The sequence below is a fragment of the Bacillus nitroreducens genome (assembly GCF_964021195.1).
This window is the reverse complement of sequence record NZ_CAXHYI020000001.1, coordinates 523,648-537,847: the sequence shown is the minus strand read 5'-3', so window position 1 is coordinate 537,847 and position 14,200 is coordinate 523,648. Positions and strand designations below refer to the sequence as shown.

General features: G+C 36.7%; 16 protein-coding genes. 7 read left to right on the top strand and 9 right to left on the bottom strand.

Going from position 1 to position 14,200, the window contains the following annotated elements; genetic code table 11:
• The first annotated feature begins 27 nt into the window (after nt 1-27).
• The 3 genes from ACWPVE_RS02660 (at nt 28) to ACWPVE_RS02650 (ending at nt 4,596) form a co-directional block, all read left to right on the top strand.
• The gene (locus tag ACWPVE_RS02660; RefSeq protein WP_453990514.1) at nt 28-1,632 is read left to right on the top strand and encodes an extracellular solute-binding protein; all 1,605 of its coding nucleotides are present in this window, start codon (nt 28-30) and stop codon (nt 1,630-1,632) included.
• A gap of 96 nt (nt 1,633-1,728) precedes the next feature.
• Nucleotides 1,729-2,763 carry a response regulator gene (locus ACWPVE_RS02655; protein WP_453990513.1) on the top strand — a complete coding sequence of 345 codons (1,035 nt, stop codon included), beginning with the start codon at nt 1,729-1,731 and terminating at the stop codon, nt 2,761-2,763.
• Nucleotides 2,764-4,596 carry a sensor histidine kinase gene (locus tag ACWPVE_RS02650; RefSeq protein ID WP_453990512.1) on the top strand — a complete coding sequence of 611 codons (1,833 nt, stop codon included), beginning with the start codon at nt 2,764-2,766 and terminating at the stop codon, nt 4,594-4,596.
• Nucleotides 4,597-4,615: 19 nt separating this feature from the next.
• Here the strand turns inward: ACWPVE_RS02650 and ACWPVE_RS02645 are convergent, their stop codons facing one another.
• Both ACWPVE_RS02645 and ACWPVE_RS02640 read right to left on the bottom strand, forming a co-directional pair.
• A complete protein-coding gene (locus ACWPVE_RS02645) occupies nt 4,616-5,200 on the bottom strand; it encodes a YesL family protein (protein ID WP_453990511.1) in 585 nt (194 codons plus the stop codon).
• A gap of 835 nt (nt 5,201-6,035) precedes the next feature.
• Nucleotides 6,036-6,527 carry a YajQ family cyclic di-GMP-binding protein gene (locus ACWPVE_RS02640; protein WP_453990510.1) on the bottom strand — a complete coding sequence of 164 codons (492 nt, stop codon included), beginning with the start codon at nt 6,525-6,527 and terminating at the stop codon, nt 6,036-6,038.
• A 143-nt stretch (nt 6,528-6,670) separates the two neighbouring features.
• Between ACWPVE_RS02640 and ACWPVE_RS02635 the strand changes: the two genes are divergently transcribed.
• Complete coding sequence (locus ACWPVE_RS02635) at nt 6,671-7,534, top strand: CvfB family protein (protein ID WP_453990509.1); 864 nt, start codon at nt 6,671-6,673, stop codon at nt 7,532-7,534.
• A 149-nt stretch (nt 7,535-7,683) separates the two neighbouring features.
• On the opposite strand, the gene ACWPVE_RS02630 is transcribed toward ACWPVE_RS02635, so the two are convergent.
• Both ACWPVE_RS02630 and ACWPVE_RS02625 read right to left on the bottom strand, forming a co-directional pair.
• Nucleotides 7,684-7,815 (bottom strand): DUF3941 domain-containing protein, encoded by a 132-nt coding sequence (locus ACWPVE_RS02630; protein ID WP_010283423.1) that lies wholly within the window; start codon nt 7,813-7,815, stop codon nt 7,684-7,686.
• A gap of 65 nt (nt 7,816-7,880) precedes the next feature.
• Entirely contained in the window at nt 7,881-8,744 is an 864-nt protein-coding gene (locus ACWPVE_RS02625; RefSeq protein WP_453990508.1) for a DegV family protein, read from the bottom strand.
• Between the two features lie 159 nt (nt 8,745-8,903).
• On the opposite strand from ACWPVE_RS02625, the gene ACWPVE_RS02620 reads away from it, so the two are divergent.
• Nucleotides 8,904-9,746 carry a YitT family protein gene (locus tag ACWPVE_RS02620; protein WP_453990507.1) on the top strand — a complete coding sequence of 281 codons (843 nt, stop codon included), beginning with the start codon at nt 8,904-8,906 and terminating at the stop codon, nt 9,744-9,746.
• Between the two features lie 49 nt (nt 9,747-9,795).
• On the top strand, nt 9,796-10,668 hold the full coding sequence (locus ACWPVE_RS02615; RefSeq protein WP_453990506.1) for a BsuPI-related putative proteinase inhibitor: 873 nt from the start codon (nt 9,796-9,798) through the stop codon (nt 10,666-10,668).
• Between the two features lie 264 nt (nt 10,669-10,932).
• Here the strand turns inward: ACWPVE_RS02615 and ACWPVE_RS02610 are convergent, their stop codons facing one another.
• The 3 genes from ACWPVE_RS02610 to ACWPVE_RS02600 all read right to left on the bottom strand — a co-directional run bounded on the left by ACWPVE_RS02610 (nt 10,933) and on the right by ACWPVE_RS02600 (nt 12,365).
• Nucleotides 10,933-11,130, bottom strand: a complete 198-nt coding sequence (locus ACWPVE_RS02610) for a DUF3813 domain-containing protein (RefSeq protein WP_453990505.1) — start codon at nt 11,128-11,130, stop codon at nt 10,933-10,935.
• A 1-nt stretch (nt 11,131) separates the two neighbouring features.
• Nucleotides 11,132-11,281, bottom strand: coding sequence for a competence protein (locus tag ACWPVE_RS02605; protein ID WP_453990504.1), 150 nt, complete (start codon nt 11,279-11,281; stop codon nt 11,132-11,134).
• A gap of 265 nt (nt 11,282-11,546) precedes the next feature.
• Nucleotides 11,547-12,365 carry a Cof-type HAD-IIB family hydrolase gene (locus ACWPVE_RS02600; protein WP_453990503.1) on the bottom strand — a complete coding sequence of 273 codons (819 nt, stop codon included), beginning with the start codon at nt 12,363-12,365 and terminating at the stop codon, nt 11,547-11,549.
• A 148-nt stretch (nt 12,366-12,513) separates the two neighbouring features.
• On the opposite strand from ACWPVE_RS02600, the gene yjfP reads away from it, so the two are divergent.
• Nucleotides 12,514-13,281 (top strand): esterase, encoded by a 768-nt coding sequence (gene yjfP, locus ACWPVE_RS02595; protein WP_453990502.1) that lies wholly within the window; start codon nt 12,514-12,516, stop codon nt 13,279-13,281.
• Between the two features lie 40 nt (nt 13,282-13,321).
• Here yjfP and ACWPVE_RS02590 read toward each other — a convergent pair whose 3' ends face one another.
• Both ACWPVE_RS02590 and ACWPVE_RS02585 read right to left on the bottom strand, forming a co-directional pair.
• Entirely contained in the window at nt 13,322-13,630 is a 309-nt protein-coding gene (locus ACWPVE_RS02590; protein ID WP_453990501.1) for a metal-sulfur cluster assembly factor, read from the bottom strand.
• Nucleotides 13,631-13,884: 254 nt separating this feature from the next.
• Nucleotides 13,885-14,187, bottom strand: a complete 303-nt coding sequence (locus tag ACWPVE_RS02585) for a metal-sulfur cluster assembly factor (RefSeq protein ID WP_453990500.1) — start codon at nt 14,185-14,187, stop codon at nt 13,885-13,887.
• Between the last annotated feature and the right edge of the window lie 13 nt (nt 14,188-14,200).

The window sequence follows — 14,200 nt, the reverse complement described above, 5'->3', positions numbered from 1 at the left end:
TATAAAGAAGAGAAAGAGGGGGACAAAATGAAAAGAAAGCTTAGATTGATGGGTATTTTACTTCTTGTCTTAGTCATGTTCTTGGCAGCATGTAGCAGCAGCGAGAGTACAGGAAATGAAGACTCAAAAAATGGTAAGAGCGGTGATGAAACAGCAGAAAAGCAAACGATTTCAATCGTTGCAGGAAGCAATAAAAACTCAGTAGCAACTGACACTGCCGATATCAACAAAGAAGAATGGGTGCTGAAACTTGAAGAGGAAACGGGTGTAGATTTAGATTTCCGTTTATTACAACAAGAAAACATTCGTGAAGCCATAGGTATCATGTTTGCAAGTGGAGATATTCCAGATGTATTACATACGCAACAAGGGATGTTACCACTTGACCCAACAATGGCAGGTTCAGTAGAAGCTGGTGTGTTCATGCCGCTTAATGACCTTCTAGAAAAATATGGACAAAACCTATTAAAAGAAATTCCGCAAGAAGCTTGGGATGAAGTAACGGTAGATGGTAATATCTACGCTATTCCTCAATATCTGTCAAACAACTCAAGACGTGGTGTAGTTGTCAGAACAGATCTAATGGAAAAGTATGGAATTGAGACTCCTGAAACAGTTGATGAATTTATAGACATGCTTAGAGTGTTTAAAGAAAATGGTCATGATGCTCCATTTGGTGCTAGATCAGGATTTGCTTATTCGCAAGCTATTTTCGGTGCATATGATGTTATGTTTGGAAACAATATGTATGAAAAAGTAGGAGATGAAATTGTTCCGAAATTTACAGATGTTGAAAATATGACAAAGGCACTTGAAGCTTGGAAAACAATGCTTGATGAAGGACTAGTAGCTCCAGACTTTCCTTCACATGGTAGTTCAGAAAGAGGAAAAAACATTGATGCAGGTGATACAGTCGTATTTGAATACAATGTAAACAGTCTCCTTTCTTTCGAAGAGAAACAACAAACGAACATTGATCCTGAAAGAAAATGGGATGTTATTCCATCTCCAGTAGGTCCAGACGGTAAGGGCGGTAATATGCTTTACGGTGCTACACTTCGTTTAAACTATGTGAACGCAGATATTAGTGAAGAAAAAGCAGAAGCCATTATTAAATTCTTCGATTGGATGGTAACTGAAGAAGGTAAGACTTGGTTCTCATTTGGTATTGAGGGCGAAGACTATGAGAAAGATGCAGATGGAAATATTATCTTCAAAGAGGCTGAAACAGAGGAAGAGGCTAGACAAGCTGGTTTCCGTAATTCATGGCTACAATTAGTAGGAGATTTAGCAATTGACGAAGTGAAGACAGCTCAATTACCTAATGGACAGAAGGTATTTGATGCAATGGAATTAGTTTCTAAAGAAGGTCGTGAAGGTATTTCATTTGTAAAACCTCTTGAAGCATATTCCATTAATCCAGATATTACACCAGGATTTGATACAGCACCTAAACTAATTGAAGATGCAATGATTCAAATGATCTACGGTAAAATGCCTATTAGCGATTATCCAAAAGTAATTGAAGATTGGAAAGCAAAAGGCGGAGCAGAAGTAATTAAAGAAGCAACAGATTATTGGAACAAACAGGAAAATATCTTCCGTGTAGGTCCAGATGCTAACGTAGACTAATACAAATGTCTTAATAATCAGACTCCCTTATGGTATAATATATTAATATACTACAAGGGAGTTTTATTTACGTTTCGACAACTGGGGGGAATTTCTGTGAATAAAGTATTGGTAGTAGATGATGAGCTAATAATTCGGACAGGCATTACAAAGATGGTTGAGCAATTTTCAAGAAAACAAATGGATGTCCATTGTGCTAGCAACGGTATGGAAGCGCTCGCCATGTTAGAAAAGCTTGATATTCAACTTGTATTGACCGATATTCGGATGCCAAAGATGAATGGACTCGATCTTTGTGAGCGCATACATATTCAGTATCCTCATATTCAAGTAGTAATTATTTCAGGTCATGATGATTTTAACTATGCTAAACAAGCAATGAGATACGGTGTTCGAGAATATTTGTTGAAACCAGTATTACCCGATGATATTTTTGCTGTACTAGATAGGTATTTTGATAGTCAAAATGTAAATCAACCAGTTAAGTTCTCATTGTCTGAATATGAGGCATGGATGGAATTATTAGAGGAAGTACTCTGGAAGCTTGAAAAAGATCGAATACCAATAGTGTTAGGAATGTGGGATGAACTTTGTAAGAAATCAGGCATGCGTCCCGAGCAATTGGCTCAATTGCAAAGAGAAAGTCTAGTTAATCTTAAAAAGAGATTGGTAAAACGTTCATTTCAAGCACAAGTCGATCTTCCAAAGGATTTGGAAATACTTGAAATCGAAGAAATGTTAAAGTTATTTAAAACCGAAATTATGTCCATAGTAGAGCAATTAGAGAACATGAGAGGTGCAAAATACAAAAACCCTTTCGAAGAAGCAAAAGCATATATTGATGCACATCTTGCCGAAGAGATCTCCCTTGATGATATTGCACAACGTGTAGGAATGTCTCCAACCTATTTTAGTTATTTATTTAAGAAGGAAAGTAATGAGACTTTTGTGCAATATAGAATTCGTAAACGAATGGAAAAAGCAAAGGAGCTTATGGAAATTCCACATTATCGGATAATTGATATTTGTCAAGATGTGGGCTATACAGATTATCCGCACTTTACCAAAACCTTTAAGAAATATTTTGGATATTCACCTTCAGAATATAGAGCGAAGATGGGAATTGCGTAAATGTTGAAATTATCTTTGTTCCATAGAATTTTTATCTACTTCATCATTGTTATTCTAATTTCCTTAGTCACAACAGCTACAATAACATATTGGCAATCTGCCAAAGAATTTGATGAATACATGTACGATCGCATGAAACAGACGTTAAATAATGCTGTACATCATACTAATATGTATTTCAAAGCCTATGAGACGACCTTAACTTTGTTATCAAGTGAACAGGTTCATAAATTTGTCTCCTTACCTGGAAATGATTATTTTGGTCACTATGACTATGGGTCACCAATTAAAGAAATACATTTTCAAAATGCGATACTCCGTAATCCAGAGATCGCTTCACTGTATTTAATTAGTAGGAATGGTCAGTATGTAACGATTTTTAACAACCTCAAAGGCTTAGGTTTAGAGGTATATGATCGTTCTTTTGAAAGAAAGAAAGTTTATGAGGTATTAGATAATGCCACAGATAGAAGAGGGAGTATTCAAGTTTTTGAAAACAGTGTGATTTCCCCTGAGAATGATAAACTTATGACATTATCTAAACGAATTTCATCACCAAGTAATGTGAACGATTTCATCGGAGTGATTGGAATTGAAGTACATAAGAATGAATTAGAGCGTCTATGGGAAGGGATTGATTTAGGCGAGCAAGGATATTTCTTCGTAGTGAGTGACAGTGGACAGATTATATATCACCCTAGTCATGAAATGATCAACACTCATTTAGATGTAGAGTTAGCGAGTAAAATTAGCGAAAGAGCAGGTGAAGCGATTTACGATCACTCTGGAGAAGAGAAGACTGTATATCTATCCCGTCCGTCCAATTACGCAGATTGGAACCTCGTTGTTTCGATGCCACTCCATGATTTAAGAAAGCCGATTAATAATATACGAACGAATACTTTTATTATGAGTGTAATAACGTTGATTATCGCACTAATCCTAGCATTCCGATTTGGACAATTGATAATTGGCCCAATTCGCACACTTAAAAAAGGAATGGTTGAAACAGAACAAGGAAAATGGGTTCACCTGCCGCTTACAGGCCGTCAAGATGAAATGGATGATTTGACCAAAAGATATAATAAGATGGTTACTCGACTGTCACAACTAGTAGACAGAGTGTATAAGGCAGAACTTAAGGAACGGGAAATTCAAGTCGAGAGAAATAAAGCTGAACTACAGGCTCTGCAATTACAAGTGAATCCCCATTTTTTATACAATACGCTAGAGACCATTGCTTGTTATGCGGTGATAAATGATTCTGAAGAGATAACAGATATCGTAAAATATTTATCGCAGATGTTACGATATGCGGTAAGGACAGACCTAGAAGCGGTTACAGTTGAGAATGAAATTAATCACGTTGATTGTTATATGAAAATACTAAACCATAGAACTGGAATGGATTTCGAGATCGATATCGATATCCTACCAGAGCATATGTCAAGAAATATAGTTCGACTTACGCTCCAACCTATTATAGAAAATATTTTCAAACATGCTTTTCCAGATGGTATAGAGGAGCATCATTTCATCCGAATTACTTCTTTCGTCAAAGATGACGAATTTATCATTTGTGTAGAAGATAATGGTATAGGTATTTCTGAAGAAGTGTTAAAGAACTTAAAACAAGTTCTAAATGGAAACCAGACTGGATATAGTACTTCACAAGGTGGAGGAGGCATAGGGTTAGCGAATGTCCATCGTCGAATTCAAATGGTGTTTGGTGAAGAGTATGGTCTAACTATAGAAAGTGAATCATATAAGGGGACTAAGATGTACTTACGAATGCCTATCAATCAAACGAAAACTGAAAGTGCAATCGCATAAAATAAAGCGTTGAAACGACTTAGGTGGTCGTTACAACGCTTGTTTCTGTATGGTCGGATTTTTCTTGTGGAATTAATTTTGTAAATTTACGGTCAGCCACCCAGTAGATAAAATCAGCAGCAACACTGAAAAAGAAAAAGAAAATCAAGAATGGAAAATTCAATGAAAGAATAGCCCATGCAATAAGAATAATCATACAAAAGATCGATAAATGAATTTTATATAATCCAAATTGAAGACTAGAAACACATAATTTTTTAAATGATGTAATTGTATTAACCATAAGTGGATAAATACTAATAAAGGATAGAAATACAAGAAAAGCAATAAATATGTAAGCTAAATATATGTAAGGTTTGTAGGGTATATCTACTTGATTTAAAAATAATAGGTTAGAGATTAATAGATAACCGATTATCGTAAAAAGAATGCCAACTAAATAGCTTTGCTTCCAATTTTCAATAAACTTTTTCTTATATTGTGAATAAACAGCTACTTCATTCTTTGTTCTCCACTCTCTTACTACTCCAAAAAGTGCAGCAAGTGCTGGATATATGGTCACTATAGGAATACAACTGAGAATAAACAATATATTTAAAACCATGAATTGGTAGATCCACGTACAAATTTTGTATAAATAACCATCCATGCTAAGAATCAGAAACGCCCCCTTATGAAAAATATATGACAATAGTAATATATTAATTATATCAAATAGTGAAAATTCATACAATGAGAGGTTGTAAGTGCTTTCTATCTTAATGTTGTTTTCGAACTGATTGTTGCTCTTTAAACCTTTATTTCAAGTAAATCTAAGTTAAACGCTGTGTTAACTTCCGTTGCAGGTGCGCTTTTAAGAGGGCATGTCCTTTGCCTCCTCGTCTTGAACGCTCGTTTTCGGTCCCTTCGGCTCATGCTATTCCCGCCAGACCCACTGGGAATCTTCACTTCCTAAAGTATTTCCTAATACTTGCATTTTCAAGAATCTCCACTCACCAGCTACAATCAACCATTTAGTGGAGGATACACACGTAACACGTAGACTCCTTGAAAATGTTTTGCATTTACTACGTTCGATCTAAAGCTGGAAGCAGCTTTCCTTGTCCTGTGGGAGCAAAGGTCTCGGTGAGACTTTGCAGTTCGAAGCGCGAGGAGGCTTACCAGCCGTCCGCTTAAAAGTAAAGTGTGTAGACGGAACGATGTCTTACGTACAATTTTTAATATGGTACATCGTATTTTATTTGGTTAGCCAGAGCAACAAGCTTTTAGAAAAATAGCCTTCCAAAATGTCTTATTAACGAAAAAGAAAAGACTACAATTTGTGATCATTAAGTAACTAACTCATTAAATGAAGCTGAACGTTCCACCTGTAGTGGAAACAAATGACTCAATGATAAGAAATGAAAAAATGCAGCGGTTCTATGTCCGCTGCATCATTTCTATCTGTAATTAATAAACTGAACATCAATCGGTAAGTCTGCTTCACGAATAGCATTGATAATTTGTTGCAAGTCATCTCTGCTTTTTCCAGTCACACGAACTTGATCATCTTGAACCTGGCTTTTTACTTTTAATCCACTGTTTTTAATAATCGTGTTAATTTTCTTTGCGTTCTCTTTGTCAATGCCCTGAATAAGTTTTGCACGTTGACGAACAGTTCCGCCAGATGCATTTTCAATTTTTCCGTAATCAATATTACGAGTTGCAACCCCACGCTTAATCATTTTACTAATTAATACATCTTTTAATTGTTCAAGCTTGTACTCGTCATCAGAGATAAGGACAAGTTCCTCTTTATCAAGTGTGATGTCACTTTTACTTCCCTTGAAGTCATAACGATTTTGAATCTCTTTTTTTGCAATGCTAATCGCATTTGTCACTTCAGGCAAATCAACCTTTGACACTATATCGAATGAGCTTTCCTTTGCCATTGCCAACCTCCAAAAAAGTATATTTGCCTTGATTATAGTCAATATTAGCAATTTGGACAACTTTTACCAAAACTATACTAGTAAATGATGGACGTAAACGTCTATACTATGAAATGAGATACATAAGAAAGAGGGCTTGAAAAATGAATGAATTACAACCAGGTACAGTAGTAACCTTGCGTGTTGACAGAGATGCTCCGTTTGGGTATTTTTTAACAAACGGTGAAGAGGATGTCTTATTACACTCAAATGAGATTGTAGACGAGTTTGACCCAGATGGGGACGTAACTGTTTTTCTATACCAAGATCATCAAGGAAGACTAGCAGCGACGATGAGGATTCCAACTATTCAAATCGGTGCCTATGACTGGGCAGAAGTAGTTGAAGTAAAACGCGATCTTGGTGTATTTGTTGATATTGGAATAAGCAAAGATATTCTAGTTTCTAAGGACGATTTACATGAGGTTTGGGATTTATGGCCACAACCAGGAGATAGACTCTATGTTTCACTAAGGATTGATAAAAACGGAAGACTCTTTGCTAAACTTGCGACTGAAGATGTCATTCGTTCCATATCAAAGCCAGCAACTCGAAAAGATTTTAACAAGGATATAACTGGAACTGTCTATCGATTATTAATGGTCGGCTCATTTATGATTTCTGAGGAAGGGTACCTTGGATTTATTCATGAAAGTGAGCGAACAAGAGAACCAAGAGTTGGCGAAAAGGTGAATGGTAGAATTATTGATGTTAAGGAAGACGGAAGTGTCAATGTTTCTCTACTTGGTAGAAGCCATGAGATCATGGGTGATGATGCTGAGAAAATTTATCAGTATATGGAAAGCCGTGGAGGTGCAATGCCGTATTGGGATAAGAGCTCTCCTGAGGATATTTCAGCCAGATTTGAGATGAGCAAAGCGGCATTTAAACGAGCTCTTGGTAAGCTGATGAAAGAAGGAAAAGTATATCAAGAAGATGGGTGGACTTACTTCAAAAAAGAAGAGTAATGATAAAGAAAAACGCATCGGTCGCAAACCGATGCATTTTTTTCATGTTTTTCTGTAAGCCATGGGTGCCAGTAACACAAACGCCTGGGAAGTTCTGTTAAAATGCGTCGTGTTATGGTCAAGAACAGGCAGATGTATAAAGTATTTTCTTACAAATGATCTGTTTTCTTTGAATATTGATGTTTACCTGCTTGACGGTTCTTTTCTCTCATCATATTTTTTTCATGTCGTAAAGCATTGTTGTCTTGTGCTTTTTTATCGTTATCACTTGTTTTTGGCATGATCTAACACTCCCTTCAATCCTTTCAAAATTAGGATATCCAGTCGTTTTTCAAACTATGTAAGTTTAGCTTTGAGGTATTTCGTTTAAGAAGAAAATCGCGATTGTACCAGGTCCTACGTGCGATCCAATCGCAGCACCAATCATATTAATATACACTGATTTACAGCCGAATTTTTCTTCAAATAGTTTCTTTAATTCAAGTACCTCGTTTTCAACATCTGCGTGACTTATTCCGATTGTCTGGTCCGCTAAGTCAACACCGCGCTGTTCCATAAGCTCGATTATTCGTTTATATACTTTCTTTTTACCACGAATTTTTTCAAGCGGAATTAGCTTTCCATCCTCTACGTTTAAGAGAGGCTTAATGTTTAATAGTCCTCCAACGAAGGCGGAAGCTTTACTAATTCTACCGCCGCGAGCCAAATATTCAAGATCATCGACAGTGAAAAGATGTTCCATATGAGTGCTATAAAATGTTGCTAGTTTCACGACTTCCTCTTTTGAAGCCCCTTTGGCAGATAGCTCAGCAGCAGCTTTCACAACAAGCCCTTGGCCGAGTGAAGCACATTTTGTATCAATAATCGTTAAATCAAGATCTGGGTACTCCTCTTTTACTTCTTCGCTCATCATTACTGCGGTTTGATAGGTGCCTGACAATTGTGATGAAAATGCGATGTAAACCGCAGATTGTTTTTCTTTCGCGATTTCAGTAAAGACCTCTTTAAATCGGTGAGGTGATACTTGAGAAGTTTTTGGAGCACTTCCTTTTCGCATCGCTTCATAGACTTTTACAGGTTCAATGGTTGCAATATCTTCATAATCTTGCCCATCTAGATGAACTCCTAAGGAGAGTAAGGTTACATTGTATTCTTCAAAAAATTGACGTGGTAGATCACTACCGCTATCAGTTAAAATTCGTACGGTCAAAAGTCTCACCTTCTTTTGTCTTGGTCAAGCCTGTAAACAAACTTGCCTAAAGTAAGTGTAGCGAGAATTGGATAAAAATACAACAAATGAGGAAAAATTTTGTATGACTACATTTTTTATCATGTAAGAGTAGAATGCTGTACCAGGAGGCCTATTTAGATGGTGAATAGAGAATTTAAAAAAGTACTAATTGTTACATTTGGAGCATTGCTAAATGCAGCTGCATTAAATTTATTTTTAATCCCAGCAGACGTTTATTCAGCTGGTTTTACAGGTGTGTCTCAACTTTTATATCGGATTATAGGTGATTACACACCATTTCATGTCTCTACTGGGGTCATTTTACTATTATTAAACATTCCAGTTGCTATATTAGGTTGGAAAAAAGTTGGGAAGGCATTTACTCTTTATAGCTTTGTTTCAGTTGCTCTAACCTCATTATTTTTGTTGTTTATTCCACTTAAACATATTTCTAATGATATCTTACTAAATGCTGTCTTTGGTGCTGTCATTCAAGCAATTGGTATCGGACTTACCTTAAAATGGGGTGCATCGACAGGGGGACTAGATATCATTGCACTCGTTTTATCAAAATCTAAGGATAAGCCTATAGGGACCTATATTTTTACACTTAATGCCATCATCGTACTGTCAGCAGGTTTTTTATTTGGCTGGGAGAAGGCTCTTTATACCCTTGTGGCTTTGTATGTGTTGACCAAGGTAATAGATACAGTTCACACGAGTCATGTGAAGGTAACTGCAATGATAGTTACAAAAAAAGCTGAAGAATTAAAAGAAGCGATCCAATCAAAATTAGTGAGAGGAATCACTTTAATCCCTGCAAAAGGGGCATTTTCAAGTGAAACAAAGGAAGTACTAATGATTGTCTTAACACGATATGAATTATATGACTTAGAACGTGTTATTAAAGAAGTAGATCCTCAAGCGTTTACAAATATCCTTCAAACGATTGGTGTTTATGGATTATTTCGTAAAGAATAGTAACTTTTCTTATACATGCTTCGACTAATAGTGTAAAGGGGTGACAATTATGAGAAAATGGCTTTTGCTAGCCCTCGTATTCGTATTAAGTATATTTCTTGTTACTGGATGTGGAACGACATCTGAAGATGCTCTTCCAGTGAATGGAGGAGGCGCTGAAAAGATAGAATCAGAAACACCACCAGAAAAAGAGAGTGAAAAACCAGAAGCTGGAGAGAATATGGTTGAAAATCTTAAAGCTGACTTCTCAATTAAAACAGAGGAAAGTGCTGCAACCTTTACGATTTCATTAAAAAACACTGGCGATAGCACATTGAAAGTAGGAATACCAGGTGGACAGAAATACGAAATTGTTGTGACAGATAGTAATGAAAATGAAGTCTACCGTTATTCGATTGACAAAGTATTTATTATGTCCCTTGAAGAAATGAAACTTGAACCAGGCAAGGAAGAGGTCTGGGAGGAACAGTGGGACTATACATCAAATGATGGTACGAGACTTGCTCCTGGAGAATATAAAGCGACAGTATCCTCAACAGCTTTTGAAGTGAATGGACAAAAAATTGAAGAAAACGCACTACAGACAGAAAAAATGTTCACTATTCCAGGGGAAGAGAATAACGCGTTCCGAAATGTAAAAGTAGTCGGTGAAAATGGAGAATATACTGTAACTGGAGAAGTACGAGTTTTCGAAGCAACATTCTTCTATTCAGTTGAGGATGGACACGACTATGTGATACCAGAAACGCTCCAAACGGCTTCAGAAGGCGCACCTGCATGGGCTCCGTTTGAAATTAATATATCTATCCCAAAAGAAAAACTACCTACAAATGGGGCATTGATTCTTCACTTATATGAAAGAAGTGCGAAGGACGGTTCCATCACAAATCTATACCATGCTAAATTACAACAGTTCCAGTAATAATGGGGGAGGGGTCAGACAAAATTGTCTGACCCCTTTGTTGAATTCGTACCAGGTGGACCCGCACTTATTGGCAATATAATTCTTACTCTAAAAGCATTCGTTAAGCTAAAGAAGAATCAACTGCCAGTAAATACTTTTGAATAAGGACCAAAGACGTAGAATGCCATAACCATGTGGCAATGTCTCTGGGACCACATCTTGTGGGTCGCAACTAACAACCAGTTGAGGATGTAGAAATCCTCCACTGGTTGAAGTTTCATTTTACTGAAGTTGGTCTAATTCATTTTGTAATTCGCGGAGTTGTTCTTTTTCGGCTGTCGTAGAGTTAGCATATGCAGAAGAAAGAGAATTTTTCGCAACCGAAATGGCATCTTGTAGCGGTACATCACTTTGACCCGTGCTGGCTAATTTTGCAATTTCAACTGTTTCTCGGGCTTTCTGGAACAAACGGTTACCCATGTTATATTCCTCCAAGTGATGAATTTTCGACATTTTGCTTTTTCTTAGCTTCTGCCTCTGCTAGAGTGGTACGGTAAGGAAAGCGCTGAGCATGTTGTTGTACTGCATCTGCACCTTGATGAACAAATCGTTTTGATTTATTACTACCCATCCGTAAATTCCCCCTTTAACAGCTTTAAAAGAAGTGCTTTGTGGTAGCACCAGTTATATTGTTTGATTTTTTCGGTTCGGTTATATCAGGTAATTATTTCTGATGGTTCGTAACAATTCATGTGAGTGGGCGAATAATTAATTGAAGGAATAGTACCATTATTGTAAATAGGTCAAAATTGATAAAAGTTCGGTCTTAATTATTTATCAAAGGGCACAATTCTAATTTTGACATAAAAAAGAACCAGCATTTCAGCAGGTTCTCCTTACTTATTCTCTAATTTTAAAACTTCTTCTAGGTAAAGGGCGATCCCATCTTCTTCATTTGTTAAAGTCACATGATTGGCGATTGATTTAAGCTCATCAATCCCGTTGCCCATGGCGACTCCGTGACCTGCATATTCAATCATTTCCAAATCATTATCTTCATCTCCGAAGGCAATAATTCTGTCTTTTGGAATTTGATAATAGTCTGCAACTTTTTGGATACCGACAGCCTTATTGAGACCAGCTTTTACAATTTCAATCACATGCCAAGGTGCAGCCCATTTGCGATGATCGACCACTTCTGCGTGTATTTCCGAAAGGTACTTTCGGATTTTATCCGCAATCACTTCATCGGGGTGAATTAACAATGAAGTCGGATCATGCTTTAAAATTTTTCGTAAATCACCGGTTTCAATATTCGGTTTCCCCATGCCGAAAATATCTAACATCGTTTCATCATGATAGTGAAAATATACATCATCGATGACTTCGGCTAAAATATTCTTCACACGTAACTCATCTGCAACTTCTACAATTTCTTTAACCGTTTTTAGATCAAGTGTATCATGATAGACACCCCAATTTTGATCGAGAGGGTGATGGACAAAGGCTCCATTGAAATTTACAATAGGCGTTGTTAGACCAAGTTCCTGGTAGTACATCGAGCTCGAACGGTAGGGTCTTCCAGTCGCAATCATAATTGCATGTCCAGCTTTTTTCGCCTTCTCTAACGTAGCTTTCGTTTTGGTTGATATGGTCTTATCGTCTTTAAGCAATGTACCGTCTAGATCAAGTGCAATTAAGTGTTGTTTTGTCATAAGAATCTCCTTTGCCTCTATATTCCCTTTCCTTAACTAAACCATTTATGAAAAAAATCGTCAATGAAAAGACAAACTTTTTAGATAAACTTAAAATTAGTGTTACACTAGTAATTGGTTAATTCTTCATAAAAGGAGTACATACAAAATGATTATTGTTGAAAAAAAGAAGTATGCGGATATTCCATTATTACATATTGTAAAAAAACAAGCGAAAGATGAAAAATTACCACTGATCGTGTTTATTCACGGCTTTGGAAGTGCGAAAGAACACAATCTTCATTATGCGTATTTATATGCCGAAGAAGGTTTCCGAGTGGTTTTACCAGAGGCTGATTATCATGGTGAACGCGATAAGGGCCTTGAAGAACTTGAAATGAATTTTAAATTCTGGGACATTGTGATGAATGAAATTAAGGAACTTGCTGTCATCAAAGACGAGTTGAATAAAGAAGGACTTATCGATGAGACAAGAATTGGTGTTGCTGGGACTTCAATGGGAGGAATAGTCACATTAGGTGCACTGACTCAATACCCTTGGATCAAAACAGCTGTAAGTTTAATGGGAAGCCCGTATTATGAAGAATTTTGTCGTGGTCAAATTGAAGAAATGAAAAAACATGATATTGAAATTCCTCTTAATGATAAAGAATTGGAAGAATTGTATTCGGAATTAAGGAAATATGATCTAACCTTTCAACCAGAAAAGTTAAATGGAAGACCACTATTATTTTGGCATGGCGAAAAAGACAAGGTCGTACCATTCCAATACACATATGATTTTTATAAAGAGTTATTGCCACTCTACAAAGACAATGAGCAAAACTTAACCTTTATTGTTGATACAACAATGGATCATAAAGTGAGTAGAGAGGGCTTACTTGCCTCAGTAGACTGGTTTAAAAAGCATTTATAAAAGCAAAGAACGTGTCACACATGACACGTTCTTTGGGAGCTTATCTAATTCCTAATGCAATTTTTGCGTAACGGCTCATCATATCTTTGTTCCATGGTGGATTCCAAACAATGTTTACATCTACATCTTTTACTTCTGGTAATTCAGTTAGAACTCGTTTAACGTCCATTGCAATTGTACCTGCGAGCGGACAACCCATTGATGTTAAAGTCATGGTAACTTGGGCGACATTCTCATCATTCATATCTACATCATATACAAGGCCTAGGTTTACAATATCAATCCCCAATTCAGGATCAATCACTTGTTCAAGAGCACCCAACATATTTTCTTTTAATGCTTCATCCATTTAATAACTCTCCTTTCGAGAAATAGCTTACTTTAATGGTGTCTAGTTTCAGGCGCCATCGGCTCGAGACGTAACTCAATCACTTCAGAAGGTAATAACACCTTCGGTCACGCTTGTTTAATACTTGTCCCCAATGCCAGGACGGCTGGATTCGAGCATTTTGCACAGGACGTGCATATTTTTAACTGAAATTGAGGCGCCTTTTACTTTTCTTAAGTATAACGAAACATGCGGAGAATGTGAAATTCAATGCCTTAATATCCGCTTAATTGTTTTTTTGCATCTTCTGACATACGTTCAGGAGACCAGGCGGGATGCCAAACCATTAATACCTCGACCTCATTCACTTCTTCAAGATAAGCAACGGAATGTTTAACTCCGCTTGTAATACTGTCATGGAGCGGGCAACCTGGAGTTGTTAACGTCATCTCAATATACACATTATTATTTTCTTTAATTTCAATACCATATATAAGTCCTAAATCGACAACATTAATATTGAGTTCAGGGTCAATTACTTGTTTTAACTGATCGAGAATTTTATCTTTTAATTCCATTATCATTCTCCCC

Coding starts and splice junctions, on each gene's coding strand:
- ACWPVE_RS02660 (WP_453990514.1), top strand. CDS start 28: ATGAAAAGAAAGCTTAGATTGATGGGTATTTTACTTCTTGTCTTAGTC.
- ACWPVE_RS02650 (WP_453990512.1), top strand. CDS start 2,764: ATGTTGAAATTATCTTTGTTCCATAGAATTTTTATCTACTTCATCATT.
- ACWPVE_RS02645 (WP_453990511.1), bottom strand. CDS start 5,200: ATGGTTTTAAATATATTGTTTATTCTCAGTTGTATTCCTATAGTGACC.
- ACWPVE_RS02640 (WP_453990510.1), bottom strand. CDS start 6,527: ATGGCAAAGGAAAGCTCATTCGATATAGTGTCAAAGGTTGATTTGCCT.
- ACWPVE_RS02635 (WP_453990509.1), top strand. CDS start 6,671: ATGAATGAATTACAACCAGGTACAGTAGTAACCTTGCGTGTTGACAGA.
- ACWPVE_RS02630 (WP_010283423.1), bottom strand. CDS start 7,815: ATGCCAAAAACAAGTGATAACGATAAAAAAGCACAAGACAACAATGCT.
- ACWPVE_RS02620 (WP_453990507.1), top strand. CDS start 8,904: ATGGTGAATAGAGAATTTAAAAAAGTACTAATTGTTACATTTGGAGCA.
- ACWPVE_RS02615 (WP_453990506.1), top strand. CDS start 9,796: ATGAGAAAATGGCTTTTGCTAGCCCTCGTATTCGTATTAAGTATATTT.
- ACWPVE_RS02610 (WP_453990505.1), bottom strand. CDS start 11,130: ATGGGTAACCGTTTGTTCCAGAAAGCCCGAGAAACAGTTGAAATTGCA.
- ACWPVE_RS02605 (WP_453990504.1), bottom strand. CDS start 11,281: ATGGGTAGTAATAAATCAAAACGATTTGTTCATCAAGGTGCAGATGCA.
- ACWPVE_RS02600 (WP_453990503.1), bottom strand. CDS start 12,365: ATGACAAAACAACACTTAATTGCACTTGATCTAGACGGTACATTGCTT.
- yjfP (WP_453990502.1), top strand. CDS start 12,514: ATGATTATTGTTGAAAAAAAGAAGTATGCGGATATTCCATTATTACAT.
- ACWPVE_RS02590 (WP_453990501.1), bottom strand. CDS start 13,630: ATGGATGAAGCATTAAAAGAAAATATGTTGGGTGCTCTTGAACAAGTG.
- ACWPVE_RS02585 (WP_453990500.1), bottom strand. CDS start 14,187: ATGGAATTAAAAGATAAAATTCTCGATCAGTTAAAACAAGTAATTGAC.